Origin of the sequence: Pseudomonas sp. BN417 (genome assembly GCF_029871205.1) — a bacterium.
GTDB lineage: Bacteria > Pseudomonadota > Gammaproteobacteria > Pseudomonadales > Pseudomonadaceae > Metapseudomonas.
Genome location: NZ_SSOJ01000159.1, coordinates 5,379 through 31,237, shown reverse-complemented (window position 1 = coordinate 31,237; position 25,859 = coordinate 5,379). Strand labels below are relative to the sequence as shown.

The 25,859-nt window shown below is 66.1% G+C and carries 19 protein-coding genes and 2 tRNA genes; 10 read left to right on the top strand and 11 right to left on the bottom strand.

Translation table 11 applies throughout. The annotated features are described in order from the left end of the window. Window positions 1-1,858, top strand: a 1,858-nt coding sequence (locus tag E8F11_RS26095) for a potassium transporter Kup (RefSeq protein WP_280291817.1), incomplete at its 5' end; no start/stop codon positions are given. A gap of 102 nt (window positions 1,859-1,960) precedes the next feature. On the opposite strand, the gene E8F11_RS26090 is transcribed toward E8F11_RS26095, so the two are convergent. The 3 genes from E8F11_RS26090 to mprF form a co-directional block, all read right to left on the bottom strand. After that, window positions 1,961-2,509, bottom strand: a complete 549-nt coding sequence (locus E8F11_RS26090) for a cytochrome b (RefSeq protein ID WP_280291816.1) — start codon at window positions 2,507-2,509, stop codon at window positions 1,961-1,963. Between the two features lie 79 nt (window positions 2,510-2,588). After that, a complete protein-coding gene (locus E8F11_RS26085) occupies window positions 2,589-3,860 on the bottom strand; it encodes an AcvB/VirJ family lysyl-phosphatidylglycerol hydrolase (protein WP_280291815.1) in 1,272 nt (423 codons plus the stop codon). A gap of 7 nt (window positions 3,861-3,867) precedes the next feature. Beyond that, window positions 3,868-6,513, bottom strand: a complete 2,646-nt coding sequence (gene mprF / locus E8F11_RS26080) for a bifunctional lysylphosphatidylglycerol flippase/synthetase MprF (protein WP_280291814.1) — start codon at window positions 6,511-6,513, stop codon at window positions 3,868-3,870. Between the two features lie 279 nt (window positions 6,514-6,792). Here mprF and E8F11_RS26075 point away from each other — a divergent pair, with 279 nt between their 5' ends. From E8F11_RS26075 to E8F11_RS26065, 3 genes are all read left to right on the top strand, one after another. After that, window positions 6,793-8,130 carry a C4-dicarboxylate transporter DctA gene (locus E8F11_RS26075; protein ID WP_280291818.1) on the top strand — a complete coding sequence of 446 codons (1,338 nt, stop codon included), beginning with the start codon at window positions 6,793-6,795 and terminating at the stop codon, window positions 8,128-8,130. A 97-nt stretch (window positions 8,131-8,227) separates the two neighbouring features. Then, window positions 8,228-8,923, top strand: coding sequence for a FadR/GntR family transcriptional regulator (locus E8F11_RS26070; RefSeq protein ID WP_280291813.1), 696 nt, complete (start codon window positions 8,228-8,230; stop codon window positions 8,921-8,923). Between the two features lie 20 nt (window positions 8,924-8,943). Continuing rightward, window positions 8,944-9,723, top strand: coding sequence for a GntR family transcriptional regulator (locus E8F11_RS26065; protein ID WP_280291812.1), 780 nt, complete (start codon window positions 8,944-8,946; stop codon window positions 9,721-9,723). Here E8F11_RS26065 and E8F11_RS26060 read toward each other — a convergent pair. The 3 genes from E8F11_RS26060 to E8F11_RS26050 form a co-directional block, all read right to left on the bottom strand. Continuing rightward, window positions 9,662-12,058, bottom strand: a complete 2,397-nt coding sequence (locus E8F11_RS26060) for an EAL domain-containing protein (protein WP_280291811.1) — start codon at window positions 12,056-12,058, stop codon at window positions 9,662-9,664. The two genes, E8F11_RS26065 and E8F11_RS26060, sit on opposite strands and share 62 nt — an antisense overlap. 151 nt (window positions 12,059-12,209) lie before the next feature. After that, a tRNA-Met gene (locus E8F11_RS26055) sits at window positions 12,210-12,286 on the bottom strand. 116 nt (window positions 12,287-12,402) lie between these two features. Beyond that, window positions 12,403-12,479: transfer RNA gene (locus E8F11_RS26050), tRNA-Met, on the bottom strand. A gap of 218 nt (window positions 12,480-12,697) precedes the next feature. Here E8F11_RS26050 and dinB point away from each other — a divergent pair. Further along, window positions 12,698-13,753 carry a DNA polymerase IV gene (gene dinB / locus E8F11_RS26045; protein ID WP_280291810.1) on the top strand — a complete coding sequence of 352 codons (1,056 nt, stop codon included), beginning with the start codon at window positions 12,698-12,700 and terminating at the stop codon, window positions 13,751-13,753. 133 nt (window positions 13,754-13,886) lie between these two features. On the opposite strand, the gene E8F11_RS26040 is transcribed toward dinB, so the two are convergent. From E8F11_RS26040 to E8F11_RS26025, 4 genes are read right to left on the bottom strand one after another with little or no spacing between them, the layout of a single operon-like run. Further along, on the bottom strand, window positions 13,887-14,294 hold the full coding sequence (locus tag E8F11_RS26040) for an META domain-containing protein (RefSeq protein WP_280291809.1): 408 nt from the start codon (window positions 14,292-14,294) through the stop codon (window positions 13,887-13,889). After that, a complete protein-coding gene (locus tag E8F11_RS26035; protein ID WP_280291808.1) occupies window positions 14,291-14,731 on the bottom strand; it encodes a hypothetical protein in 441 nt (146 codons plus the stop codon). Before E8F11_RS26035 ends, E8F11_RS26040 begins: the two co-directional genes overlap by 4 nt. A gap of 35 nt (window positions 14,732-14,766) precedes the next feature. Continuing rightward, window positions 14,767-15,750, bottom strand: coding sequence for a 2-hydroxyacid dehydrogenase (locus E8F11_RS26030; RefSeq protein ID WP_280291807.1), 984 nt, complete (start codon window positions 15,748-15,750; stop codon window positions 14,767-14,769). 60 nt (window positions 15,751-15,810) lie between these two features. After that, window positions 15,811-18,573 (bottom strand): response regulator, encoded by a 2,763-nt coding sequence (locus tag E8F11_RS26025; RefSeq protein ID WP_280291806.1) that lies wholly within the window; start codon window positions 18,571-18,573, stop codon window positions 15,811-15,813. Window positions 18,574-18,948: 375 nt separating this feature from the next. Here E8F11_RS26025 and cysM point away from each other — a divergent pair, with 375 nt between their 5' ends. From cysM to E8F11_RS26000, 5 genes are all read left to right on the top strand, one after another. After that, on the top strand, window positions 18,949-19,860 hold the full coding sequence (gene cysM, locus E8F11_RS26020; RefSeq protein WP_280291805.1) for a cysteine synthase CysM: 912 nt from the start codon (window positions 18,949-18,951) through the stop codon (window positions 19,858-19,860). After that, the gene (rlmD, locus tag E8F11_RS26015) at window positions 19,847-21,199 is read left to right on the top strand and encodes a 23S rRNA (uracil(1939)-C(5))-methyltransferase RlmD (RefSeq protein ID WP_280291804.1); all 1,353 of its coding nucleotides are present in this window, start codon (window positions 19,847-19,849) and stop codon (window positions 21,197-21,199) included. Before cysM ends, rlmD begins: the two co-directional genes overlap by 14 nt. Window positions 21,200-21,282: 83 nt before the next feature. Further along, window positions 21,283-23,529: a GTP diphosphokinase gene (gene relA / locus E8F11_RS26010; protein WP_280291803.1), complete on the top strand. Its 2,247-nt coding sequence runs from the start codon at window positions 21,283-21,285 to the stop codon at window positions 23,527-23,529. Window positions 23,530-23,611: 82 nt separating this feature from the next. Further along, window positions 23,612-24,442 carry a nucleoside triphosphate pyrophosphohydrolase gene (mazG, locus tag E8F11_RS26005; protein WP_280291802.1) on the top strand — a complete coding sequence of 277 codons (831 nt, stop codon included), beginning with the start codon at window positions 23,612-23,614 and terminating at the stop codon, window positions 24,440-24,442. 21 nt (window positions 24,443-24,463) lie between these two features. Beyond that, window positions 24,464-25,003, top strand: a complete 540-nt coding sequence (locus E8F11_RS26000) for a DUF2058 domain-containing protein (RefSeq protein WP_280291801.1) — start codon at window positions 24,464-24,466, stop codon at window positions 25,001-25,003. 246 nt (window positions 25,004-25,249) lie between these two features. On the opposite strand, the gene E8F11_RS25995 is transcribed toward E8F11_RS26000, so the two are convergent. Beyond that, complete coding sequence (locus E8F11_RS25995) at window positions 25,250-25,525, bottom strand: Rho-binding antiterminator (RefSeq protein ID WP_280291800.1); 276 nt, start codon at window positions 25,523-25,525, stop codon at window positions 25,250-25,252. Window positions 25,526-25,859 lie beyond the last annotated feature (334 nt).

Genomic DNA, 25,859 nt, shown 5'->3' with positions numbered 1-25,859 from the left:
GGCATCCGGACTCGGTCTGCTGGTGGCCGCCGCAGGGGTGGTCTACGGCGATATCGGCACCAGCCCGCTGTACACCCTGAAGGAAGTCTTCGCCCCGCACTACGGCGTGCTACCCAATCATGACGGGGTGCTGGGCGCCCTTTCGCTGATCTTCTGGTCGCTGATCTGGGTCGTCTCGATCAAGTACGTGCTGTTCATCCTGCGTGCCGACAACGATGGCGAGGGCGGCGTGATGGCGCTGACCGCCCTGGCACAGCGTGCTTCCAGGCCGTTCCCACGGCTGCAGATGGTCCTGGTGCTGCTGGGGCTGTTCGGCGCCGCGCTGTTCTACGGCGACAGCATGATCACCCCGGCGATCTCGGTGCTCTCGGCCGTCGAGGGCCTGGGCATCGCCTTCGACGGCATTGAGCACTGGGTGGTGCCGCTGTCGCTGATCCTGCTGGTGGGGCTGTTCCTGATCCAGAAGCACGGCACCGCGCGGATCGGCATCCTCTTCGGACCCGTGATGGTGATCTGGTTCAGCGTGCTCGGTGCCCTCGGGGTCTATGGCATCCTTCAGCAGCCCGACGTGCTGAGCGCTCTCAATCCCTACTGGTGCGTCCAGTTCTTCATCGCCCACCCGGGCATTGGCGTGGCCATCCTTGGCGCGGTGGTGCTGGCGTTGACCGGCGCCGAGGCACTCTACGCGGACATGGGCCACTTCGGCCGCAAGCCCATCGCCAGGGCCTGGTTCTTCCTGGTCCTGCCGGGTCTGGTGCTGAACTACTTCGGCCAGGGCGCCACCATCCTCGGCAACCCGGAAGCGGCGCGGAACCCCTTCTACCTGCTGGCGCCGGACTGGGCCCTGCTGCCCATGGTGGCACTGGCTACCCTGGCCACGGTGATTGCCTCCCAGGCGGTGATTTCCGGCGCCTTTTCCCTGACCCACCAGGCCATGCAGCTCGGCTACATCCCGCGCATGTTCGTCCAGCACACTTCCCATGAGGAGCAAGGGCAGATCTATATCGGCACCGTGAACTGGGCGCTGATGGTGGGCGTGGTGCTGCTGGTACTGGGCTTCGAGTCCTCCGGCGCCTTGGCCGCGGCCTACGGCGTGGCGGTAACCGGCACCATGCTGATCACCACCCTGCTGGTGTCGGCGGTGATGCTGCTGCTGTGGAAGACGCCACGCTGGCTGGCCATCCCGGTGCTGCTGGGCTTCCTCTTCGTCGACAGCCTGTTCTTCGCCGCCACCGTGCCGAAGATCTTCCAGGGCGGTGCCTTCCCGGTGCTGGCGGGGATTGCCCTGTTCGTGCTGATGACCACCTGGAAGCGCGGCAAGCTGATCGTGGTCGAGCGCCTCGACGAAACGACGCTGCCGCTCCCTCTGTTCATCGGCAGCATCCGCGCGCAGCCACCGCACCGCGTGCAGGGCAGCGCGGTGTTCCTCACCGCCCGGCCGGACGCCGTGCCCCATGCGCTGCTGCACAACATGCTGCACAACCAGGTGCTGCATGAACGGGTGGTGCTGCTGACCGTGGTCAGCGAAGACACGCCGCGCGTGCCGCTGGAACGGCGTTTCGACGTGGAGGCCTACGGCGAGGGCTTCTTCCGGGTGCTGCTGCATTTCGGCTTCATGGATGAACCGGATGTCCCGGCCGCGCTCAAGCTCTGTCACCTCAGCGAGCTGGACTTCAGTCCGATGAGCACCACCTACTTCCTCAGCCGCGAGACGGTGATCCCCACCAAGCGTATCGGTATGGCGCGCTGGCGCGAGGCGCTGTTCGCCTTCCTGCTGAAGAACGCCAACAGCAACCTGAAGTTCTTCAACCTGCCACTCAACCGGGTGATCGAACTGGGGACGCAGGTGGAGATCTGAACGGGGGCGACGGCCTTTGTAGGAATCCGGGGGCACAGGTGTACGTTCAAGTGACGCAACCCTCTCCCTGAAGGGAGAGGGCTCAGTACATCAACGAGACACTCAGTTGCGCCCGGGCAACATCCTCACCAGCGTGTTGTCCCGGCTGACGAAGTGGTGGAACAGCCCTGCCACCGCGTGCAGGCCGATCAGCCAGTAGCCGGCGGTGCCCGCCAGCTCGTGCAGTTCCTTGATCTGCCCGACCAGATCCGGGTTCTTGTCGATCAGTGGCGGCAGTTCCAGGCCGAAGAAGGGAATGGGCTTGCCGGCGGCGCTGAGGATCAGCCAGCCGGCCAGGGGGGCGCCGATCATCAGCGCGTAGAGCGCCAGGTGCATCAGCTTGGCCAGGCCGTTCTGCCAGGTGGCCGGAGCCGGCGCTATCGGTGGAGTGGGGGCCAGCAGGCGGCCGATCAGGCGCAGCCAGACCAGGGCGAAGATGGCCATGCCGAGCATGAAGTGCCACTGCTTGAGCAGTTCGCGGGTATCGCTGCCCTTGGGAAAGTTGCCCTTGAGTTCGATGCAGGCATAGACGGCTGCGATCAGCACCAGCATCAGCCAGTGCAGGGCAATGGACAGGCTTCCATAGCGGGAGGGGGTACTTTTCAGACTCATTACGGTTCCTCGTTCCGCACCTTGTGGCGGATTCGCCCGGCAGGATAACCGCACTCCCTTAAGGGAATCTGAATCCGGGTCAAGACTTCGTCTGTTCGCCCTGGCGTTTCTCAACCGCTTTCAGCAATTTCTCCGCCAATGCCGGGTAGTTCTCGTCGTAATGGTGGCCGCCGGGCAGTTCCAGATGTTCGCCCACGGCGCCTTCCTGGGTGCAGCCGCTTTCCGTCGCCTCTTCCTTGCCGAACACGCAGAGCACCTTGGCCGCGGGCAGCCTGGCCAGTTCAGGACCGGTGGCGGCTTCCTGGCCGGCCTTGCCGAGCCAGCCCTGCACCTCGATCTCGAAGCTGCCGCTGCGGGCCAGGGCCAGCAGCAGGATGGCATCCACCTGCTCCTGGTCCGTCCTGGGCAGGCGGTTGTAGAAGGCCGGCAGCACGTCGGCGCCGAAGGAGTAGCCGGCCAGCACGAAGCGCTTGGCGCCCCATTTCTCGCGGTAGTCCTGCATCAGCCGGCTGAGGTCGGCAGCGCCCTGTTCAGGGCTCTTGTGCTGCCAGAAGTAGCGCAGGGCGTCGATGCCGACCACCGGGTAGTCGCGCTTGGCCATCTCGGCGGCCACAGCGCGGTCAAGGTCGCGCCAGCCGCCGTCGCCGGAATAGAACAGGGTGATGGTATCTGCCGGCTTGGCGGCGGGCACTTCCACCACCGGCAAGGGCTCGCCCTGGCCTTGCAGCAGGCCCTGCAGGCGCTGGCGCAGGAGCTGTTCCAGGCTGGTGTCGTAGTCGCCGATCAGGGTTTCGGCGTTGGCCTGGTTGCGGGCGAAGGCGGCGCTGCGGTCGTCCGGGTTGTCGTTCCACGCGGCCAGCCAGTGGCCGTGGGGCGCCTTCTGTGGCAGCGCGGCGGGGCAGTCCGGGGTGTCCAGGTTGAAGTCGACGGACAGGGCCTGGGCGTTGTCGTCGCCCTGGCCGGCCAGCCAGCGCCAGGCGAAGGCTGCGGCCGGACCTACGCCTGCCACCAGGGTGGGAGCGCCGCCCAGGGTCTCGCTGGCCTGCTGCAGGCGTTGCTGTTGGGCCGTGCAGTCCCGGGCCGGCAGCTCCAGTTGCAGGAGCCGGGCGTTGCCATTGCGGGCCAGGGCCAGCAGATCGGCGTCGCCCAGGCGCTGGTTTCCGCTGGCCATCAGCAGGACGCGGTGCTGCACCGAGCCGCCGGGGCTGGCCAGGGTCATGGGGCTACCGTCGGACAGTTTCAGGTGATCCAGCTTCGCCTGGGGCGCGGGCCGGCTCCAGAACAGCAGGACCGCACCCACCAGGATGAGGATCAGGATCAGCAGCAGGTGCCGCCATTTGCGCTTGAGCATGGACACCTCAACGTTTGACCAGGCCGGTGAAGCCGCCGGCGATCAGCGCCGCCGTATCGGCCAGGGCCACCAGCGGGTCGAGGCCGGCGGGCACCGCCATGTAGCGCGGCTCCCAGTCGGGCTGGAACTTTTCCTTGAAACGGCGCAGCCCCTGGAAGTTATAGAACTGTTCGCCACGGCGGAAAACCAGTGCGCCCAGGCGCTGGGTCAGCGGTGCCCCGCGACGCGGCTGCAGGCCCGCCAGCGGCACCATGCCCAGGCTGAAGCGCGCATGGCCACGCTCCTTGTAATGCAGCAGCAGGCTGAGCATGAGGAACTCCATGGTCAGCTTAGGCGCGTGGGGGTGGACCCGCATCAGGTCGATGCTGGACAGGGCGTTGCCGGCAGTTTCCAGCAGGTTGGCGAAGGCCACCGGCTTACCCTCGAACTGGATGGTGGCAATGCGGAAATGGCGCAGGTAGTCCGGGTCGAAACGGCCGAGTGAGAAGCCCTTCTCGCGCGCCTGCTTGCCCTGCATCCAGGCTTCGGAAATGGCCTGCAACCGCTCCAGGGGAGCGGTGCCGGCATCAAAGATCTGCAGGCTGAGGCCATCGCGCTGGCCGCGGCTGAGGGTGTAGCGCAAGTCCTTCATTGCTTTGTTCTTGCCCTCCAGGTCGAAGCGGGTGAGGTCGACCCGCGCCTCCTCGCCCAGCTTCAGGGCGGTCAGGCCGATGTCCATGTAGTAGGGCAGGTTTTCCGCGCGCACCTGGTAGAACACCGGCCGCGCCCGGTGGAAGTCGCAGAGGTCGCGAAACTGCCAGATCAGCTCGGCGCGGCGGGCGATCGGGCCTATGGGGTCGAACAGCGCCACCAGGCTGCGGCCGCGGCGTGCGTACATCAGGAAGGCGTCGCCGCGGGGATGGAAGAGCAGGGCCTTGTCGCCGGTCAGCACCAGGCCACCATCCGGCTGGTCGGAGCCGCGGATCACTTCGGCGGCGCGCTGCAGCTCCTCCTCGGTGGGTTCGTGGATGGTCGGCGGCACCGGCCGCAGCAGCCAGGCCAGGGCTATGCCGGCCAGCAGCAAACCGCTCGCCAGGGACGCGCGCAGGGCGCGCGGGGCATCGCCATCCACCTCGAACTGCCACCAGAGTTCATGGCTGTAGGGCACGTTCTGGAAGGCGAAGAACATCAGCCAGACTGCTGCCAGCAGCACGCAGGCGCTGGCCGCCAGGTTGAGCGGCGAGAAGGGCACTTCCAGCAGGCGGCTGGGGCGATAGAAGGCCCTGCGGAAAATCGCCAGCAGTACGGCGGTCAGGGTCAGCAGACTGGCTTCTTCCCAGTCGAACCCCTTGAGCAGGGACAGCCCGGCGCCCGCCAGCAGCAACACCACCGTCAGCGCCCAGGCCGCCGACAGGCGATGGCGCAGGCCATGGGCCAGCAGCAGACAGAGCACCCCTACCAGGCTGGCCGCCAGGTGCGAGGCGTCGATCAATCGGTGCGGAATCAGGAAGCTCATGTGCTCCAGGCGGGTGTCCACCGCCGGGGTGACGCCGGAAAACAGCAGCACCACGCCAGCGAGGAACACCAGCAGCGACAGCACCGGCGCTGCCAGGCCGGAGGCTGCGCGCAGGGCCTGGCGGCCGGCCGGGAACAGGCGGCGGGCCTCGTTGGCCAGCAACAGCAGGCAGGCCAGCACCAGGGGCAGGCCGATATAGATCAAGCGGTAGAGCAACAGGGCCGCGGCCAGGGGCGCGGCGCCCAGCTGGCCGGCGAAGGCGGCCAGCAGTACCGCCTCGAATACGCCGACGCCGCCGGGCACATGGCTGAGCACTCCGGCGGCCAGGGCCAGCAGGTAGACCAGCAGGAAGGCGCCCAGGGGCGGCGCTTCGGGCAGCAGCACATAGAGCACGCAGGCGGCGGCGCAGACGTCGACCAGGGTGATCAGCAGTTGCAACGCCGCCAGGTGCAGGCCAGGCAGGCGCACGCTGCGATTGCCCAGCGGGAAATCGATGCAGCCGGGCACTGGCGCTTGCGGCGCGCGCTGGCGCGAGATCCAGACGATCAGCAAGGCGCCGGCCAGCAGCACGGCTGTGGCGAGGGTGGTCACCAGGCTTTCCGGCAGGCCGAGGGCAAGGGACGCGGCGACCGGCGTGCTCAGCGCCGCCAGGGCCGCCAGCAGCGGCAGGGCCGAACCCAGGGCCAGGCTGGCGAACAGGGTGATGCGGGCGATATCGCCGGCGCCCAGCTTGTCTCGCCCGTAAAGACGGAAACGCACCGAGCCGCCGGTGAGCATGGACAGCCCCACGGCGTTGCCGATACCGGAGGCGCAGAAGCTGCCCAGGGCCATGCGCCGCAGCGGCAGGTGCACGCCGGCGAAGCGGCAGCCCGACCACTCGTAGCCCACATAGGCGATGTAGCTGAGCAGGGTTGCGCCCAGGGCGAGCAGCAGGCTGCTGCCGGGGACATTGCGGACGGCAGCGCGCAGGGCGTCGGGATCGAGCTCGCGCAGTAGGTGCCAGCAGGCGAGCAGACCGAGGACGAAAACCAGCAGGGTAAAGGCGATGACTATCCACTGGCGGTAGGCCGTGAGGCGGTCGAGCCAGCGCAGCGGGGCGGGTTCTTCGTTGAGCTGGCCGTTGGCCGGATTTTCCACTGGCGGGGTGTTGGCGCGCATTGAGCACCTCTGGGCAATGTGCGCCACTGAGTGTGGGCGCTGGCAGCAAGTTCCAAGTGCCAGGCCGATTTTTTTCTCGCGGGCGTCCCGGCCCGGGCTGGAAGGAGGCTGCCTGGCTGCTCCGGCGAGCTTAGCTGGTCCATCCGTCGCGGGTGGCGCGAAGAGGGGCTTGCCAGTTTCGCAAGCTGGGAATAGGCTGCACTGGTCTGACCGGTAATACCACAACAATTAAGCGGTCGTCCGACCCCCAGAATCGACGGAGGCGGACAGTCGCACCGACTGGAGACCCCCGCAATGCTCTGGAAACTCTGCACTCGCTCGATATTCCTGCAAGTCATGATTGGCCTCGTGCTTGGCGTGTTGTGCGGCATCGCCCTGCCCGAGCTGTCGACCCAGCTGAAACCCCTCGGCGATGGTTTCATCAAGCTGATCAAGATGCTGATCGCCCTGATCGTCTTCTGCGTGGTGGTCAATGGCATGTCCGGTGCCGGCGACCTGAAGAAGGTCGGGCGCATCGGCCTGAAGTCGGTGATCTATTTCGAGGTGCTGACCACCTTCGCCCTGGTCATCGGCCTGGTGGTCGCCTACGGCATTGGCCTGGGCGACGGCGCCAGCATCGACCTGAACGACCTCTCGGCCAGCGATGCGGCCATCTACAGCGGCGGGACCCAGGCGATGCACGGGCCGGTGGCCTTCTTCCTGGGATTGATCCCGTCCTCGGTCTTCAGCGCGTTCGCCCAGAACGACATCCTCCAGGTCCTGCTGTTTTCCGTGCTGTTCGGCAGCGCCCTGAACCTGGTGGGCGAACAGGCCAGCGGTGTCGCCCGGCTGGTCAACGAGTTCAGCCACGTGATCTTCCGCATCATGGCCATGATCGTGCGCCTCGCGCCCCTGGGCGTTTTCGGTGCGGTGGCCTTCACCACCAGCAAGTACGGCCTCGAATCCCTTAGCCACCTCGGTGCGCTGGTGGTGGTGTTCTACCTCACCTGCGCGCTCTTCGTGCTGGCGGTGCTCGGTAGCGTGCTGCGTCTGTGCGGGGTCCGCCTGCTGCCGTTCCTGCGCTATTTCCGCGAGGAGCTGCTGATCGTCGCCGGCACCGCGTCGTCCGATGCCGTGCTGCCCCAGGTCATGCGCAAGCTGGAGCACTTGGGCATCCGCAGTTCCACCGTTGGCCTGGTGATTCCCACCGGCTACTCGTTCAACCTCGACGGTTTTTCCATCTACCTGACCCTGGCGGTAGTGTTCATCGCCCATGCCACCGGCACGCCGCTGGCGATGAGCGACCTGCTCACCATCCTGCTGGTGTCCCTGGTCACCTCGAAGGGCGCCCACGGCATACCGGGCTCGGCGCTGGTGATTCTTGCGGCGACCCTCACCGCGGTGCCTGCCATCCCGGCGGCCGGCCTGGTGCTGGTGCTGTCGGTGGACTGGTTCATGGGCATCGGCCGCGCGCTGACCAACCTGATCGGCAACTGCGTCGCTACCGTGGCCATCGCCCGCTGGGAGAACGATATCGATATTGGCCGTGCACAGTCCCTGCTGGACGGCCGCAAGGCGCCCGTGGCCGCGGGCGGTGCACAGCTGCGCACGGCAGCGGAAAGCGAGGCCGGACGTTGATGACATCGCCGCTCGGCTCTGCTCTCATCGCAGGCCATGGGCGGTGCGGCCGCGCCGTGGGTGCTGCAACGGGAAATCCTCAAATAGGGAGGGATAGATGTTCTCTTCGTCCAAGCTGATCGATTCGGTGGTCAAGAAACTGCTCGAACCCATCGAACAGGGGCAGTGGGCGGCGGGCCAGATGCTGCCCGGCCAGCGCGAGCTGGCCGAGCGGCTGGAGGTCAGCCGTCCGAGCCTGCGCGAGGCGATCACCGTGCTGGAAACCCTCGGCGTGGTGCGCTCGCTTCCGGGCAAGGGGGTGATGGTGCTGGAGCGTCAGGGCAAGGCCCTGGCGGAAGTCCGCGCGCCCGGGGCGAGCCTGGAGGATGTGCTGCAGCTGCGCTACGCGCTGGAGCCCTTCACCGCCGGGCTGGTGGCTCAGACGGCGGCCAGTGCCGACCTGAGCCAGCTGCGCCTGCTGCTGCTGGACATGCGCGAGGCGGTGGAGGATCGCAATCCTTCGCTTCTCGCAGGGGCCTATACCGCCTTCCACCGGCAGCTGGTCGCGCTCAGCTCCAACCCTATCTTCCTCAGCGTTTCCCGGCAGATCGGCGATGCGCTGGAGCAGAGCGACGCGCTGATGACACGCAACGCGGAGTACGCGGAGGAGGTGCTGCAGGAACACGAAACCATCCTGCGCGCCATCCGCAACCACGACAGCGAGCAGGCCAGCCGCGCGATGCGCCAGCACATCCTCAATGAAGGCGTGCGTTTGAACATCAACTTGCGTCTGCCGCCGGATATCGGCGGCTAGTCATCCAGGCAGGTGTGACCATGATCGGAACCCATACTCAGGCGGCGACGGCGAAGTCGGCACAGTCCGCGTCCAGCCGATTCGTCTACGACAGCATTTATACGGCGATCCTCGAAAGGCGCCTGGCGCCCACCACTCGGTTGAACAAGGAAACCCTGGGGCGGATCTTCCAGGTCAGCGCCTCGACCATCCAGCGTGCGCTGAGCCGACTGGCCGAGGAGGGTGCGGTGGTCTTGGAGCCGAACCAGATCGCCAGCATCGCCCGGCCGACCGAGTGCCAGGCCAGGCAGGTACTGGAAGCACGGATCCTCATCGAGTCCGAGGTGATCCGCCTGGTGGGCCCGCGGCTCGGACGCGAGCAGTTCGCCGAATTGCGCGGGCTGGTGGCGGAGCAGCGTCGCTGCCTCGCGGCGGGGGATCGCGCCGGCCTGACGGAGGGTTCTGCGCGATTCCATCTGCGGTTGGCGGAATACGCCGGCAACCCGCTGCTGCTCAAGTTCCTCCGCGGCCTGTTGTCGCGCGCTTCGCTGACCATCGCGCTGAACAAGGAGGAAGTCCTGTCCGCTGGTGCCTGTGACGAGCAGATGAACCTGCTGGTGGCTCTCGAGGCGGGTGATACGCAGGCCGCGACCGAACGGCTGATCGGCCACCTCAACACCATGTTCGAGCGGATGCGCTTCGCGCCACCGCCCACCACCGATCTGCGCCGGGCGTTCGAAGGGCGGCTCAAGCGACCGGTCAATGCCAGGTCGAGCGGGTCTCCCAGTCGCGGAACTGCTCGGCCGGGATCGGCTGGCTGATCTTGTAGCCCTGGGCGATATCGCAGCCGTACTGGCCGAGCTGGTTGAAGGTCAGCTGGTCCTCAACGCCTTCGGCGACCACGGTCAGGTCCAGGTTGTGGGCCAGTTCGATGATGGAGCGGACTATCTGGGCCGAGCCGTCGTTGCTGGTCATGCGGGTGACGAAGGACTGGTCGATCTTCAGCGAGTCCACTGGCAGCTTCTGCAGATAGGCCAGGGACGAGTAGCCCGTGCCGAAGTCGTCGATGGTCAGGTGGGCGTCGAGCTTCTTCAGCGCGGTGAGGGTCTGCATCGAGGCCACCGGATCTTCCATGAGTGCGCTTTCGGTCAGCTCGAATTCGATCCAGTGGGGCTTGGCGCCCCAGGTGGCGAAGGAGCCCTGGATGCGCTCCAGAAGCCTCGGGTCGCGCAGGTCATGGGCCGAGAGGTTGACCGAGATGGGGCGATCATCGCCCTCTTCGTGCCAGGCGTAGCGCTGGCCCAGGGCGGTATCCAGCACCCAGAGGGTGAGCGGGGTGATCAGCCCGGTATTCTCCGCCAGCTTGACGAACTCGTCCGGTGGCAGCATGCCGTGCTGCGGATGGCGCCAGCGCACCAGGGCCTCGGTGCCGCAGACCTTGTTGCTGGCGATGTCGACCTTGGGCTGGTAATAGAGCAGCAGCTCATTGCGGTCGATGGCGCGGCGCAGGTCGCCCATCAGCGTCAGGTGCTGGGCGCATTCCTGGTCGAGGCCGCCCTGGAATACCGCGAAGCCGGCGTTGGAGCGCTTGGCCTGCTCCATGGCGCTGCCGGCGCGGCGGATCAGGGCCTCCGGCGCAGTTCCGTGCCCGGGGTAGAGGGCGATGCCGATGCTCGCCCGCGCTTCCAGGTAGAGGCCGGACAGTTCCACCGGGTCGTATAGCGCCGTGAGGATCTGCTTGGCCAGTTGCGTAGCCTGCTCGGAGCCACCGTTGGGCATGAGCACGGCGAACTCGCACTCGCCCATCCGCGCCACGGTGCGCTCGGCGCCCACCACCTGGTTCAGGCGCGCGGCGATCTCAACCTGCAGGCGGTCGCCCTCGCGGTAGCCGAGGGTTTCATTGATTTCCTGGTTGCGGGCGATTTCCAGATGCAGCAGGCCGAAGGCACGCCGATCCTGGCGGGCGGTGGAAATGGCGGTTTCCAGCAGTTCGCGCAGGCGCAATCTGTTGGGCAGCCCGGTCAGGGTATCGGTGTAGGCCATCTGGCGGATGGTCGCTTCCGCCTCGATCGCCCGGGCGCGGGTGCGCAGGGTGGAGATGCCGAAGCCCAGGTCATTGGCCATGGCCAGTAGCAGTTCCACTTCCTTCTCGTCGAAGGCGTCGGCCTTGGCGGCCATGATCACCAGCATGCCGATAGGGGCTTCCTCGACCTGTAGCGGCAGCACCAGGGCAGCGGCGAAACCCTGTTCGCGGGCCGTTTCGCGCAGGCCAGGGGCCGAGCCGTTGAGCAGGTCCCGCAGCACCAGCGGGCGGCCTTCGGTCATCGCCCGCGCCAGCTGGTCATGGAGTCCGTCGTCGGCATCCCAGCCCTTGCAGACACCATCGGCCGTGTGGCAGGCCATCACCTTGTACGCCTGCCCCGGATCATCCAGGCAATAGTCGACCCAGGCCTGGCGGTAGCCGCATTCGTCCGCCAGCACCCGACAGATTTCTGCCAGCAGCGGCGCTTCTCGCGTGGCATGGATTACCGCGTGGTTGACTGCCACTCGGGTGGAAAGGGCGCGGTTCAGGGCTTCCACCTGCTGTTCCGCCTGCCGGCGCCTGGCCTTGCCGCGCAGGGCCTGGAGGCCGAAGGCGAGATCGTCGGCGGCTTCGCTGAGCAGCTCCAGCTCGCGCTCGCCGAAGGCATCCGGCTCCTTGGCGCAGATGGCGAGCGCGCCGAACACCTGCCCCTCCACCCGCAAGGGCAGGGACAGTACCGAGGCGATACCGTGGGTGATGGCGCTTTCTCGCCATGGGCTGAGCCTGGGGTCGGTGAGGATATTGCGCGTGATGGTCGGGGTGCCGGTGCGGATGGTCGTGCCGGTGGTGCCGCGACCCCGCTCGCGGTCGGCCCAGGTTATCTTCAACGACTCCACGTAGGCCTCGTCGAGGCCGACATGGGCCACGGGCGTTACGGTCTGCTCCTCGTCCTGCTCGGCGCGGCCGACCCAGGCCATGCGATAGCCGCCTTCCTCCACCACCACGCGGCAGATTTCCTGGAACAGGAAGCCTTCGTCCTCAGCACGCAGCAGGGCGCGATTGCAGCCGCTGACTGTTCGCAAGGCGCGGTTCAGGTATTCGAGTTCCTCGCTGGAGGCACATTGCATGGGCATGGCCAACCTCCACCTGGTGGATGGGTGCGCTTCAAGTATAGAGGTCGAGGTATTTCCGAACGGGCAGCGGACGGCTAGCCCGGATGGACGGGAGGGAAACGACAGGGCGGAAACGAAAAAGGCCACTCGATCGAGTGGCCTTTTCGTGAATTGGTTGCGGGAGCTGGATTTGAACCAACGACCTTCGGGTTATGAGCCCGACGAGCTACCAGACTGCTCCATCCCGCGGCGGCAATTCTACATTTCTGCGGAGGGCTGTCAATTGGTTTCTGCTATTTAAATCAAATACTTATTTTCTGGCCAAACAAAAAAGGCCACTCCGAAGAGTGGCCTTTTCCTGATGTTGGTTGCGGGAGCTGGATTTGAACCAACGACCTTCGGGTTATGAGCCCGACGAGCTACCAGACTGCTCCATCCCGCGACGGCCATTCTACATTTCTACGGACCCCTGTCAAACGATATTTAAGAAAAAATCTTTTTCTCTCAAATATTTAGCAACCCAGGACCGCGCTGCAGCGCTATACGGCGGGGTGTTCGAGCCGAATGCGCCGGGCTGGAGGCCGCCTGCGGCTGCGGTATCATGCAATGGTCCGCGGCCTCTACGGCGCTGCACATCCTTCCTCGCCTGCCACAGCTGCCATGCCGCAACGAAAAATCATCCACATCGACTGCGATTGCTTCTATGCCGCCATCGAGATGCGCGACGACCCCAGCCTGGCGGGCAAGCCGCTGGCGGTGGGGGGCTCTCCGGACAAGCGTGGGGTGGTCGCTACCTGCAACTACGACGCGCGGGCCTATGGGGTGCACTCGGCGATGCCGATGCGCACGGCGGTCAAGCTCTGCCCGGACCTGACCATCGTCCGGCCGCGGATGGACGTCTATAAAAGCGTCTCGCGGCAGATCCACCAGATTTTCCGCGACTACACCGAGATCATCGAGCCGCTGTCCTTGGACGAGGCCTATCTGGATGTGTCCGCCAGCCCTCACTTCGATGGCAGCGCCACGCGCATCGCCCAGGACATCCGTCGGCGGGTGGCGATGGAGCTGCACATCACGGTGTCCGCCGGGGTGGCGCCGAACAAGTTCATCGCCAAGATCGCCAGCGACTGGCGCAAGCCCGACGGTCTGTTCGTGGTCACGCCCGACCAGGTGGACGAGTTCGTCGCCGCGTTGCCGGTGAGCAAGCTGCACGGGGTGGGCAAGGTGACGGCGGAGAAGCTCGCCCGCCTCGGTGTACGCAGCTGCGTCGACCTGCGGGGCTGGAACAAGCTGGCACTGGCCAGGGAGTTCGGCAGTTTCGGCGAGCGCCTCTACAACCTCGCCCGCGGCCAGGACGATCGCGTGGTGCAGGTGGATAGCCGGCGCCAGTCCATCAGTGTCGAGAACACCTACGACCACGACCTGCCCAATCTCGATGCCTGCCTGGCGCAACTGCCGGCCCTGCTGGACGAGCTGCGCGGGCGCATGGCACGGCTGGACAGCAGCTATCGGCCGGACAAACCCTTTGTGAAGCTGAAGTTCCACGACTTCACCCAGACCACCCTGGAACAGGCGGGCGCCCGCCGTGACGTGGACAGTTATCGGCAACTGCTCAGCGCAGCATTCGCCCGTGGCGACAAGCCGGTGCGCCTTATCGGGGTAGGGGTGAGGCTGCAGGACCTGCGTGGCGCGCACGAGCAACTGACGCTCTTCTAGGTACGGGATGGCTTTTCTGTGGGGGCGAATTCATTCGCTGAGGGCTGCGAAGCAGCCCCTTGGGAGCGGGGAAGGGCAGGCCTGCGGCCTGCTTAGCGAATGAATTCGCCCCCACAAGAGCGGGGAGGCGGCTTCAGCCTTCCACCGGCCACAGCCGGATCGGCTTGCCTTCGGCCGGCCACAGGCGCAGCTGGTCGATGGGGGAGATGTCCCAGCGCTGCACCTTGCCCAGCGCGTCGAGGAAGCGTTGTTCCTGCTCCATCAGCGCGGGCGCGCACATCTTGCGGGTGCTGCCGGCGGCGTCGAAGCTGAGCGTGTCGCCTTCCAGGCTGTAAGACGCGAACCAGTGGTTGCAGCCAGCGTTGCCATAGGCGCGGTTGTCGTCGCCCAGGGTGATGGTCAGGTGGCTGCGGTCGATCAGCGGACGCTCGCCGATCCATTCCACCTGGTAGGTCCTGCCGGTCTCCAGCTGAGGGCGATCGGTCGCGCAGCCAGCGAGGGTGGCGGCCAGTGCGGCCAGCAGCAGGGCGTTCCTGGTCATTTGGCGTCCTCCTGACGACAGTTCGGGCAGTAGTGCTTGCCGGCGCGGCTGCGCCAGCCCAACTCGGCGATGCGTGCTTCAGCCGCAGGTGCCTGGGCCTGTTTGCCGAGGCCGCCGTCGACGGCGAACTCGAAGTCCAGGTGGGCGCCGCAAGCATCGCAATCGACCTTCCAGTTGTGAATGGAAAGCTCTTTGAACACCGGGCCCTTGGCCACCGCCAGCCATTGGCCGGGCGGGTTGATCAGGTGGCGAACCTTGTCCACGGTGAGACGCATGCTGAGGTCGCGGCTGCCCTTTAGGGTGACCAGCAGGGTGTCGCCGGCCTGGATCGAGCCACCGCTGCCGGTCACCTGGTAGAGGCCCGGGGAGAGGGCGCGGCATTCGTTCAGGGTGTGAGCGGGGTTGAGCAGGTTGTAGCGGAAATCGTGTTCGGCCATGGGTCCTCCGGAAATGGTGCGAATGCTACCACGGCCTATGCGTCTACCTGATTGCACGGCCGCCCGGCGGCCCAGGCGGCGATATTGTCCAGAGTGGTGCGGGCGATGGCGGCCAGTGCTTCGCGGGTGAGGAAGGCCTGGTGGGCGGTGACTATCACGTTGGGAAAGGTCAGCAGGCGCGCCAGCACATCGTCCTGCAGGGGCAGGTCGGAGCGGTCCTCGAAGAACAGGTTGGCTTCCTCTTCATAGACGTCCAGGCCCAGGTAGCCGAGCTGGCCGGACTTGAGCGCGTCGATCAGGGCCGGGGTATCCACCAGGGCGCCGCGACCGGTGTTGATCAGCATGGCTCCGGGTTTCATTCGCTCCAGGCTCTGGGCGTTGATCATGTGCCGGGTGCTGTCGGTCAGCGGGCAGTGCAGGCTGACGATGTCGCTGTCGGCAAGCAATTCCGCCAGGTCGACATAGGCTGCCCCCAGCGCTTCCACGCTGGGATTGCGCTGCGGGTCGAAGGCCAGCAGGCCGCAGCCGAAGCCCGCCATGATGCGGGCGAAGGTGGCACCGATCTGGCCGGTGCCGACCACGCCCACTGTCTTCCCCACCAGATCGAAGCCGGTCAATCCGTGGAGCGTGAAGTCGCCTTCGCGGGTACGGTTGTAGGCGCGGTGCAGGCGGCGGTTGAGGGCGAGGATCAGCGCCACCGCGTGTTCGGCCACGGCGTGGGGCGAGTAGGCCGGAACCCGCGCCACGGTCAGGCCCAGGCGCTTGGCGGCGGCCAGGTCGACATGGTTGTAGCCGGCCGAACGCAGGGCGATCATCCGGGTGCCGCCGCTGGCCAGGCGTTCCAGTACGGCGGCGGAAAGGTCGTCATTGATGAAGGCGCAGACCACGTCGAAGCCATTGGCCAGGGCTGTGGTGTCGAGGGTCAGCCGCGTTTGCTGGAAGTGCAGCTCGAAGGTCGGGCTGGCACCGAGGAAGCTTTCACGGTCATAGGCCTGGCTGCTGAACAGAATGGCGCGCATGGGGACTCCTTTGTTGGCCAGCAGCATAGCTGGCATACGGCCACTGCGAGTTGCCCTGGATCAGGCCTCTATCCTGGCCGCCTCGGCCAGGCGGGTGATCGCGGCATCCAGTTCTTCCAGGGCCCGCTCGGCGGCCGGGTCGTTCTGCTTGAGCAGGGTTTCGCTGCGCTGGCATGCCGCGCGCAGCTGGGGCACGCCGCAGTAGCGGGTGGCGCCGTGGAGACGGTGGACCCGTTCCAGCAAGGTGTTGCGGTCCCCGCTCTGCACGGCCTGCTGGATGGCTTCGCGGTCGGCGTCGAGGGAGGCCAGCAGCATGGACAGCATGTCGGCGGCCAGGTCGGCCTTGCCGGCGGCCAGGCGCAGGCCTTCCTCCGGGTCCAGCACGTCCAGGCCGTTGTCCTCGCGGTCCTCGCGGCCTTGACCCTGGCGTTGGGCGGGCTGGCCGCCGAGGCTGAGACCGCTCCACTTCAGTACCACCTGGGTCAGTTGGCGCTCGCCAATGGGTTTGGTCAGGTAGTCGTCCATGCCGCCCTGGAGCAACGCGCGTTTCTCGTTGGCAAGGGCATGGGCGGTGAGGGCGACTATGGGCACCGGGTCGATGCGCTGTTCGCTTTCCCAGCGGCGGATCGCCTCGGTGGCCTGGGTGCCGTCCATGCCGGGCATCTGCACATCCATCAGCACCAGGTCGAAACGTTCGCGTTGCACCGCTTCAACGGCGGCAAAGCCACTGTCGACGGAGCGCACCTCGGCGCCCATGTCGCTCAACAGGGTCTGCACCAGCAATAGGTTGGCCGGATTGTCGTCAACGCAGAGCAGCTTAGGTGCGCGGCTGTTGTTCTGCGGCGGTGTTTCCACGCGCGGCTGGCGTGGACTGAGCAGGCCGGCGAGGGCTTGCTGCAGCTTGCGCGTGCACGCCGGCTTGGCCTGCAGCTGGCTATGACTCTCCGGCAGGGCGCGGTGGTAGAGCGCCTGCTCGGTGGTGGGGCAGAGCACCAGGCTCTTGCAGCCAAGTTGCTCCAGGTCCCAGACGCGCTGGCTGAGCTGTTCCGGCGAAAGCGCCTGGACGTCGGCGCCTATCACTGCCAGGCCGATAGGTCGGTGGCTGAGACGGCGGGCGGCCACTTCGTCCACCAGCTTGCCGATGCTGGGAAACTCCAGCACTTCCAGGCCGCAATCCTCCAATTGGTGGTTGAGCGCCTGGCGAGTCAGCTCCTGGGGTTCGAGCACCGCTACTCGGCGCCCGCCGAGGCTTGGCAGCACGGCGTCCTCGATTTCGTCCAGGACCTTGGGCAGGCTGAGGCTGATCCAGAATTCCGAACCCACTCCCGGCGTGCTGCTGACGCCGATATCGCCGCCCATCTGCTCGATCAGGCGCTTGGAAATCACCAGTCCTAGGCCCGTGCCGCCGGCCTGGCGCGAGAGCGAGTTGTCGGCCTGGGTGAAGGCCTGGAACAGGGCGCGCAGGTCGGCGTCGGACAGGCCGATGCCGGTGTCCTGCACGCTGATGCGCAGTTGCACCAGTTCGTCGTCGCTGTCGTCTTCGAGCATCGCGCGCACGGCGATGGTGCCTTCGCGGGTGAACTTGATGGCGTTGCTCACCAGGTTGGTCAGCACCTGCTTCAGCCGCAGCGGGTCGCCAAGCAGCTGCAGCGGGGTGTCGCGGTAGACCAGGCTGACCAGCTCCAGGCGCTTCTCGTGGGCTGCCGGGGCGAGGATGGTGAGGGTGTCCTGGATCAGGTCGCGGAGGTTGAAAGGGATGCTTTCCAGCACCAGTTTTCCGGCTTCGATCTTCGAGAAATCGAGCACCTCGTTGATGATGCCGAGCAGGCTGTCGGCGGATTTCTCGATGGTGGCCAGGTAATCCTGCTGGCGCGAGGTGAGGTCGCTTTTCTTCAACAGGTTGGTGAAGCCGAGGATGCCATTGAGCGGGGTGCGGATCTCGTGGCTCATGTTGGCGAGGAATTCGGACTTGATGCGGCTCGCCTCCAGGGCCTCCTTGCGCGCCAGGTCCAGCTCGATGTTCTGGATCTCGATGGTCTCGAGGTTCTGGCGCACGTCTTCGGTGGCCTGGTCGATGTTGTGCTGCAGCTCTTCCTGGGCGGTCTGCAGGGCTTCGGCCATGCGGTTGATGCCCGAGGCCAGCTCGTCCAGCTCATGGCTGCCCAGGGGCGGCAGGCGGGTTTCCAGGCGGCCTTCCTTGAGCAGCGCCACGCCCTGCTTGATGCGTCGCAGCGGCTCGTTGATGGCGCGGCTCATGCGCAGGGCGAGCAGGGCGGTGACGCCAAGGCCCGTGGCGATCAGCAACAGGCTGGCGAGCAGGCTGCGATAGCCACGCAACAGGGTGCCCTGGTGGGACATCTCCAGTTCCACCCAGCCCAGCAGGTTGTCGTTGGGCAGCGGGGTGGCGTCCCCGGAGAGCACCCGGTGACGTTCGAACACCGGCTGCAGGAAGCGGGTGGCCTCGGTATTGCTCTTCAGGGCGAGGATATCGCCATCGCCGTCCGGGGTTTCGTTGAGCATGCGCGGGCCAGCGTGGGCGAGGCGCTTGTGGTCGGCGCCGATGAAGCTCACCGCGCGCACATCCGCCTGATCGAGGGCATGGTCGGCGATGCGCTCCAGCAGTACGGCATCACCGCGGATCAGGGCCGGAGCGGCGAGGGGGGCAAGGTGCTCGGCGATCATCTGGCCGCGTTGCAGCAGCTGCGTCTGCATGTCGGCCTGTTGCACCCAGGTGAAATAGCCGCCCAGAACCAACGCCAGCAGGCTGGTGGGCAGCAGCGTCAGCATGAGCACGCGGCCCTTGATACCCAGATCCTTGTACACGCCCATCCTCCCCATGTGCTTTGTGCGCAGTTTAGCGACTCATTTGATGGGAATCTTCTGACAAACCTGAAGACTTGCATCGAATGACGAAAATCGTTCCTATCCGCAGGTGCGTCCCATACAAGGCCTGCCTGCACCCTGGACATCGAGGCCGACCCGCTGCTGGCCCGCGAGGTTGGTCCAGGTCTGATCCTGGTGAGCCCTTTCGACCGCGCCTGGCTGTCTGGCTGGCGGGTGCTGGCTGCCCAGTCTTGGCAGGCCTTCAATTGCTGCCTATCTGACCTGCGGGCATATGCGGCAATCTATACGCGATATGGCGCCGCCCGGTTTGCCGCTATCATAGGCACCCCCTGCGTCTGGATTGCGAAGCCCGCCATGACTCTGCAGTACCCCACTATCGCCGACTGCGTCGGCCACACCCCGCTGGTCCGTTTGCAGCGCCTGGCCGGCGAAACCAGCAACACGCTCCTGGTCAAACTCGAAGGCAACAACCCGGCTGGTTCGGTCAAGGATCGCCCGGCCCTGTCGATGATCACCCGCGCCGAGCTGCGCGGCGACATCAAGCCCGGCGACACCCTGATCGAGGCCACCTCCGGGAACACCGGCATCGCCCTGGCCATGGCCGCCGCCATCAAGGGCTACAAGATGATGCTGATCATGCCCGACAATATGAGCGCCGAACGCAAGGCCGCCATGACCGCCTACGGCGCCGAGCTGATCCTGGTGAGCCGTGAAGAGGGCATGGAAGGGGCCCGCGACCTGGCCGAAAGCCTGCAGCGCGGCGGTCGTGGCAAGGTGCTGGACCAGTTCGCCAATGGCGACAACCCGGAAGCCCACTACGTCGGCACCGGTCCGGAAATCTGGCAGCAGACCCAGGGCACCATCACCCATTTCATCAGCTCCATGGGTACCACCGGCACCATCATGGGCGTGTCGCGCTACCTCAAGGAGCAGAACGAGAAGATCCAGATCGTCGGCCTGCAACCCCAGGAAGGCTCAGCGATTCCCGGCATCCGCCGCTGGCCCCAGGAATACCTGCCGAAGATCTACCAGGCCGACCGCGTCGACCGGGTGATCGACATGGCCCAGGGCGAGGCCGAGGACACCATGCGACGCCTGGCCCGTGAAGAGGGCATCTTCTGCGGCGTGTCGTCCGGCGGTGCCGTGGCGGCCATGCTGCGCCTGTCTCGCGAAGTGGAGAACGCCACCCTGGTGGCGATCATCTGCGATCGCGGTGATCGATACCTCTCTACCGGTATTTACGAAGACCCCAATGTCCCGGCGTAACACTGGCTTGCGCTTCCAGCCCAGCGGCGGAGCAAAGACCGCCCAGGTCCCGGTGGGCAAGAAGCAGCGGCTCACCATCGAGCGGCTGGCCCATGACGGCCGCGGCATCGCCTTCGTGGAAGGGCGTACCTGGTTCGTCGCCGGCGCCCTGCCGGAGGAGCAGGTGGAAGCGCGCGTGCTCGCTGCGCGCAGCCAGGTGGTGGAAGCCCGCACCGAACGGGTGCTGGTGCCCAGCCCGCTGCGCCTGGTGCCGCCCTGCGCCCATGCCGGCCACTGCGGCGGCTGCACCCTGCAGCACCTGCCCCATGCCGAGCAGCTCGCCCTGAAACAGCGCACCCTGGCCGAACAGCTGGCGCGTTTCGCCGACCTCGAGCCACAGGCCTGGGCAGCCCCACTTGTGGGGGCCGAATTCGGTTACCGGCGCCGTGCGCGTATCGCCGTGCGTTGGGACTTCAAGGCGCGGCAGCTGGAAGTGGGATTCCGCGCGGCCTCCAGCCAGGCGATAGTCGGCATCAAGGATTGCCAGGTGCTGGTACAGCCCTTGCAGCCAGTGCTTCGCGCCTTGCCCGAGCTGCTGCGTGGCCTGGAAAAGCCGCAGGCGATCGGGCACGTCGAGTTGTTCCATGGCACCGCTTCGGCGTTGCTGTTGCGTCATACCCAGCCGCTGGGCGAAGCCGATCTGGCGCGCCTGCGCGAATTCTGCGCGGCGCACCAGGCGCAGCTCTGGCTGCATGGCGAGGGCGAGCCCCGTCCGGACTCGCCCGGTGCACGCCTGGGCTATCGCCTGGAACACTGGAACCTCGAGCTGGAATACCGTCCCGGTGACTTCGTGCAAGTCAATGCGGCGGTCAATGAGGCAATGGTGGCGCAGGCGCTAGACTGGATGAACCCGCAGCCGGATGAGCGGGTGCTGGACCTGTTCTGCGGGCTCGGCAACTTCGCCCTGCCGCTGGCGCGCCAGGTGCGCGAGGTGGTGGCGGTGGAAGGCGTGGAGGCCATGGTGGAACGGGCGCGCGGCAATGCCGCCGCCAACGGCCTGGAGAATGTGCACTTCTTCCAGGCCGACCTGTCGAGCCCTCTGGCCGGCGCGGTCTGGGTCGGGCAGGGCTTCGATGCGGTGCTCCTCGATCCGCCACGCGATGGCGCGTTCGAAGCCGTTCGGCAGATCGCTGCAACCGGTGCGCAACGAGTGGTCTATGTATCCTGCAACCCAGCGACCCTGGCGCGTGACAGCGCCGAACTGGTCAAGCAGGGATACCAGCTGAAGAAGGCCGGGATTCTCGACATGTTTCCTCAGACGGCCCATGTCGAGGCCATGGCGTTATTCGAGGCGGGCTAGGAAGCCCGCGTAATCCGACCGGCACGACAGAGGCTGGCGACAGTTCGACGTGAGGGGTTTACGTCGTAGGGAAGGTAGGCAAGATGGTACAGGTGAGAGCGCAACAGCCGGTCAACACGGACGGCAGCATCAACCTCGAGGCGTGGCTGGACCATGTCATCAGCCTCGACCCGGTGCTCGACCGCGCGGTACTCAAGGAGGCGTGCGAGTTCGCCCGCGACGCCGAACAGCAGGCCATAGCGACACAGAATCGCTGGTCCGAGGGCTCCTCGAGCTTCCAGACGGGTCTGGAAATCGCCGAGATCCTCGCTGACCTGAAGCTGGACCAGGAGTCCCTGGTGGCCGCGGTGATCTACCGCGGCGTGCGCGAAGGCAAGATCCAGCTGCAGGACGTACAGCAGCGCTTCGGCCCGGTCGTGGCCAAGCTGATCGAAGGCGTGCTGCGCATGGCCGCCATCAGCGCCAGCCTCAACCCCCGGCAATCCATGGTGCTCGGCACCCAGGCGCAGGTGGAGAACCTGCGCAAGATGCTGGTGGCCATGGTCGACGACGTGCGCGTGGCCCTGATCAAGCTGGCCGAGCGCACCTGCGCCATCCGTGAAGTGAAGAACGCCGACGAGGAGAAGCGCCACCGCGTCGCCCGCGAAGTCTTCGACATCTATGCGCCGCTGGCCCACCGCCTCGGCATCGGCCATATCAAGTGGGAGCTGGAGGACCTGTCCTTCCGCTACCTGGAACCCGACCAGTACAAGCAGATCGCCAAGCTGCTCCACGAGCGCCGCCTGGACCGCGAGCAGTACATCGCCGACGTGATGAAGCAGCTGCGCGAGGAACTGGCCGCCACCGGCATCAAGGCGGACATCAGCGGCCGTGCCAAGCACATCTACTCGATCTGGCGGAAGATGCAGCGCAAGGGCCTGCAGTTCAGCCAGATCTACGACGTGCGCGCCGTACGCGTGCTGGTGCCGGAGGTGCGCGATTGCTACACCGCACTTGGCATCGTGCACACCCTCTGGCGGCACATCCCCAAGGAATTCGACGACTACGTCGCCAACCCCAAGGAGAACGGCTACCGCTCGCTGCACACTGCCGTGATCGGCCCGGACGGCAAGGTGCTGGAGGTGCAGATCCGCACCCACGCCATGCACGAGGAGGCCGAGCTGGGGGTCTGCGCCCACTGGCGCTACAAGGGCACCGACGTCAAGTCGCGCTCCGACCACTACGAAGAAAAGATCGCCTGGCTGCGCCAGGTGCTCGAATGGCACGAGGAACTGGGCGACATCGGCGGCCTGGCCGAACAGCTGCGGGTGGATATCGAGCCGGACCGGGTCTACGTCTTCACGCCCGACGGCCATGCCATCGACCTGCCCAAGGGGGCCACGCCGCTCGACTTCGCCTACCGGGTGCATACCGAGATCGGCCACAACTGCCGCGGCGCCAAGATCAACGGCCGCATCGTGCCGCTGAACTACAGCCTGCAGACCGGCGAGCAGGTGGAAATCATCACCGGCAAGCAGGGCTCGCCCAGCCGCGACTGGCTCAACCCCAACCTGGGCTACATCACCACCTCGCGGGCGCGGGCGAAGATCGTCCACTGGTTCAAGCTGCAGGCCCGCGACCAGAACGTCGCTGCCGGCAAGGCCATGCTCGAGCGCGAACTGTCTCGCCTGGCGCTGCCGCCGGTGGACTTCGAGAAGTTGGCCGAGAAGTGCAACCTGCGTTCGGCCGAGGACATGCACGCGGCGCTGGGCGCTGGCGACCTGCGCCTGGCCCATGTGGTCAACTGTGCCCAGGCCCTGGTCGAACCGGAGCGGGGTGCCAGCGAGCAGCTGGAGCTGATTCCGCGGCGGATCTCGCACCACAAACCGGGCAAGCGCGGCGACGTGCAGATCCAGGGCGTGGGCAACCTGCTGACGCAGATGGCCGGCTGCTGCCAGCCGCTGCCGGGCGACCCGATCGTCGGTTACATCACCCTCGGCCGTGGCGTCAGCATCCACCGCCAGGACTGCCCGTCGGCCCTGCAACTGGCCGGTCGCGAGCCTGAGCGGATGATCCAGGTGAGCTGGGGGCCGGTGCCGGTGCAGACCTACCCGGTGGATATCATCATCCGCGCCTACGACCGCTCCGGTCTGCTGCGTGACGTCTCCCAGGTGCTGCTCAACGAGCGCATCAACGTGCTGGCGGTGAACACTCGCTCCAACAAGGAAGACAACACCGCCGCGATGCTGCTGACCATCGAGATTCCCGGCCTGGACGCCCTGGGGCGGTTGCTCGCACGGATCGCGCAGTTGCCGAATATAATCGAGGCTCGCCGCAACCGGGCCGCCTGAGCGACTGCGCTCGTGACGCTCAGGACGCGTAGGGTGGGCTTCAGCCCACCAGCCGGCTTCAGGAAATGACCACGGACCTGCCATGTACCAATTGAACGACCTGCTGCATCTCATGGCCCGGCTGCGCGACCCGCAGTACGGCTGCCCCTGGGACCTCAAGCAGGACTACGCGAGCATAGTCCCGCACACCATCGAGGAAGCCTACGAAGTGGCCGACGCCATCGAGCGCGGCGACTTCGACCACTTGCCGGGCGAGCTCGGCGACCTGCTGTTCCAGGTGGTCTATTACGCCCAGTTGGCCCAGGAGGAGGGGCGCTTCGATTTCGCCGGAGTGGTGGATGCCATCACCCGCAAGCTGGTCCGCCGCCATCCCCATGTGTTTCCCGATGGCGACCTCCATGGCGCGCCGGATATGGCGCGGCTGGAGGAAGCGGCGATCAAGCAGCGCTGGGAAGAGATCAAGGCCGAGGAACGAGCGGAGAAGGCCGCGGCTCCCGAGCAGCTGTCGTTGCTGGACGATGTGCCCACCGCGCTGCCGGCCCTGAGCCGCGCGGCCAAGCTGCAGAAACGTGCCGCCCAGGTGGGCTTCGACTGGCCCGAGGCGCTGCCGGTGATCGACAAGCTGCGCGAGGAGCTGGACGAGGTGCTGGAGGCCATGTCCGAGAATGATCCGCAGGCCATTGCCGACGAGGTGGGCGACCTGCTGTTCGTGGTGGTCAACCTGGCGCGGCACTTGAAGCTCGACCCGGAAACCGCGCTGCGCAGCGCCAATGGAAAGTTCGAGCGACGCTTCCGTTTCATCGAGCAGGCATTGCGCGAGGCGGGGCGTCCCATTGAAGATTGCACCCTGGAAGAACTGGATGCCCTGTGGGGCGAAGCCAAGAAACAGGAAAAACTCAGCCTTGGCTGTTAACTCGAGAGACTGAATCCCGACATGAGCCTTTCCCTCCGCGACCAGCTGCTGAAAGCCGGGCTGGTGAACGAAAAGCAGGCCAAGCAGGCCGGCAAGCAACAGCAGAAGCAACAACGCCTGGAGAAGAAGAACCAGGTCGAGAAGGATGACTCCCTGCGCCAGGCCGCCCTCCAGGCCCAGGCCGAGAAGGCTGCGCGCGACCAGGAGTTGAACCGCCAGCAGCAGGAAAAGGCCGAGCAGAAGGCCAAGGCGGCGCAGGTCAAGCAGCTGATCGAAAGCTCCCGCCTGCCCAAACTGACCACCGATGACTATTACAACTTCGTCGACGAGAAGAAGGTCAAGCGCATCGCCGTCAACGCCATGCTGCGTGAAAAGCTGAGTCGCGGCTCGCTGGCCATCGTCCGTCACGGCGGCGGTTACGAAATGATCCCGCGTGATGCCGCCCTGCGTATCCAGGAGCGCGATCCGCGCCGAGTGGTGCTGCTCAATACCCAGACCGAGGAGCCTGAAGCCGACGATCCGTACGCGGCGTACAAGGTGCCGGATGATCTGATGTGGTGATGTGAAGAAACCGGGCGAAAGCCCGGTTTTTTTATGGCGGATTCGCGGGGGAGGGCCGCATGTCGGGCCCGGAAGGGCGGGCCGCAGCCCGCTCTGGCGAATGAATTCGCCCCTAAAGGCGTCGGGGAGATGGCGGGTAGGGCTGGTAGCCCGGATGCAATCCGGGGAATGGGCGGCGCAGGGATTCCCGGATTCCATCTGGGCGACGACCTGCGACCGGCAGGGCGCGATACCGACAGCCCTCGCTCAGCAGATCTGATTCCCCAGCAACACCCGCCCGAAACTCGCCCCTTCGGTCAGCGGCGTGATGGCGGTGATCTGGTCCAGGCGCAGGCGTTCCTGGCCGCCCTCGTTCTGCACGATAAGGAACTCTTCCTTGTCCGCGGTCGTCAGGGTGGTCATGGCGCGAGCGTCCAGGCGGCCGCCGCCGGCCAGCTCGATATGCAACTGGTAGCGGTGCAGGCAGGCGATCTCGATGTAGTCGTAGAGGTCGCAGGATAGCGGCAGGTATTCCTCGGTCATGGCGGTTTCCTCTGCGGCACGGGCGCAGGCACTGACTGGACAGCATAGGCCCGACGTCGCGACTTGCGTTTCTTTCAAGTATCGACCTGTTTCTGACGGCCGGAGCCCGGCCAAGGTTCGGCCCGGTATCGCGCAGGTAAAAAAAAGGTTCTTCGCGGATTCGGGGGAGATGAAAGACACGTCAGATTGGCAATCTGGTGTGAGGGGCTTGAGGTTCTGGTGTTCAGCTCATTGCCGAGCGGGCTTCAGGTCTCTGTTTCGCCCTCCCGGGCGAGTCCCTTTTCCAATCGTTGAAAAGGAACCAAAAAACTTGCCCCAACATCCGGCCCCGGCT

Coding starts and splice junctions, on each gene's coding strand:
- E8F11_RS26090 (WP_280291816.1), bottom strand. CDS start 2,509: ATGAGTCTGAAAAGTACCCCCTCCCGCTATGGAAGCCTGTCCATTGCC.
- E8F11_RS26085 (WP_280291815.1), bottom strand. CDS start 3,860: ATGCTCAAGCGCAAATGGCGGCACCTGCTGCTGATCCTGATCCTCATC.
- mprF (WP_280291814.1), bottom strand. CDS start 6,513: ATGCGCGCCAACACCCCGCCAGTGGAAAATCCGGCCAACGGCCAGCTC.
- E8F11_RS26070 (WP_280291813.1), top strand. CDS start 8,228: ATGTTCTCTTCGTCCAAGCTGATCGATTCGGTGGTCAAGAAACTGCTC.
- E8F11_RS26065 (WP_280291812.1), top strand. CDS start 8,944: ATGATCGGAACCCATACTCAGGCGGCGACGGCGAAGTCGGCACAGTCC.
- E8F11_RS26060 (WP_280291811.1), bottom strand. CDS start 12,058: ATGCCCATGCAATGTGCCTCCAGCGAGGAACTCGAATACCTGAACCGC.
- dinB (WP_280291810.1), top strand. CDS start 12,698: ATGCCGCAACGAAAAATCATCCACATCGACTGCGATTGCTTCTATGCC.
- E8F11_RS26040 (WP_280291809.1), bottom strand. CDS start 14,294: ATGACCAGGAACGCCCTGCTGCTGGCCGCACTGGCCGCCACCCTCGCT.
- E8F11_RS26035 (WP_280291808.1), bottom strand. CDS start 14,731: ATGGCCGAACACGATTTCCGCTACAACCTGCTCAACCCCGCTCACACC.
- E8F11_RS26030 (WP_280291807.1), bottom strand. CDS start 15,750: ATGCGCGCCATTCTGTTCAGCAGCCAGGCCTATGACCGTGAAAGCTTC.
- cysM (WP_280291805.1), top strand. CDS start 18,949: ATGACTCTGCAGTACCCCACTATCGCCGACTGCGTCGGCCACACCCCG.
- rlmD (WP_280291804.1), top strand. CDS start 19,847: ATGTCCCGGCGTAACACTGGCTTGCGCTTCCAGCCCAGCGGCGGAGCA.
- relA (WP_280291803.1), top strand. CDS start 21,283: ATGGTACAGGTGAGAGCGCAACAGCCGGTCAACACGGACGGCAGCATC.
- mazG (WP_280291802.1), top strand. CDS start 23,612: ATGTACCAATTGAACGACCTGCTGCATCTCATGGCCCGGCTGCGCGAC.
- E8F11_RS26000 (WP_280291801.1), top strand. CDS start 24,464: ATGAGCCTTTCCCTCCGCGACCAGCTGCTGAAAGCCGGGCTGGTGAAC.
- E8F11_RS25995 (WP_280291800.1), bottom strand. CDS start 25,525: ATGACCGAGGAATACCTGCCGCTATCCTGCGACCTCTACGACTACATC.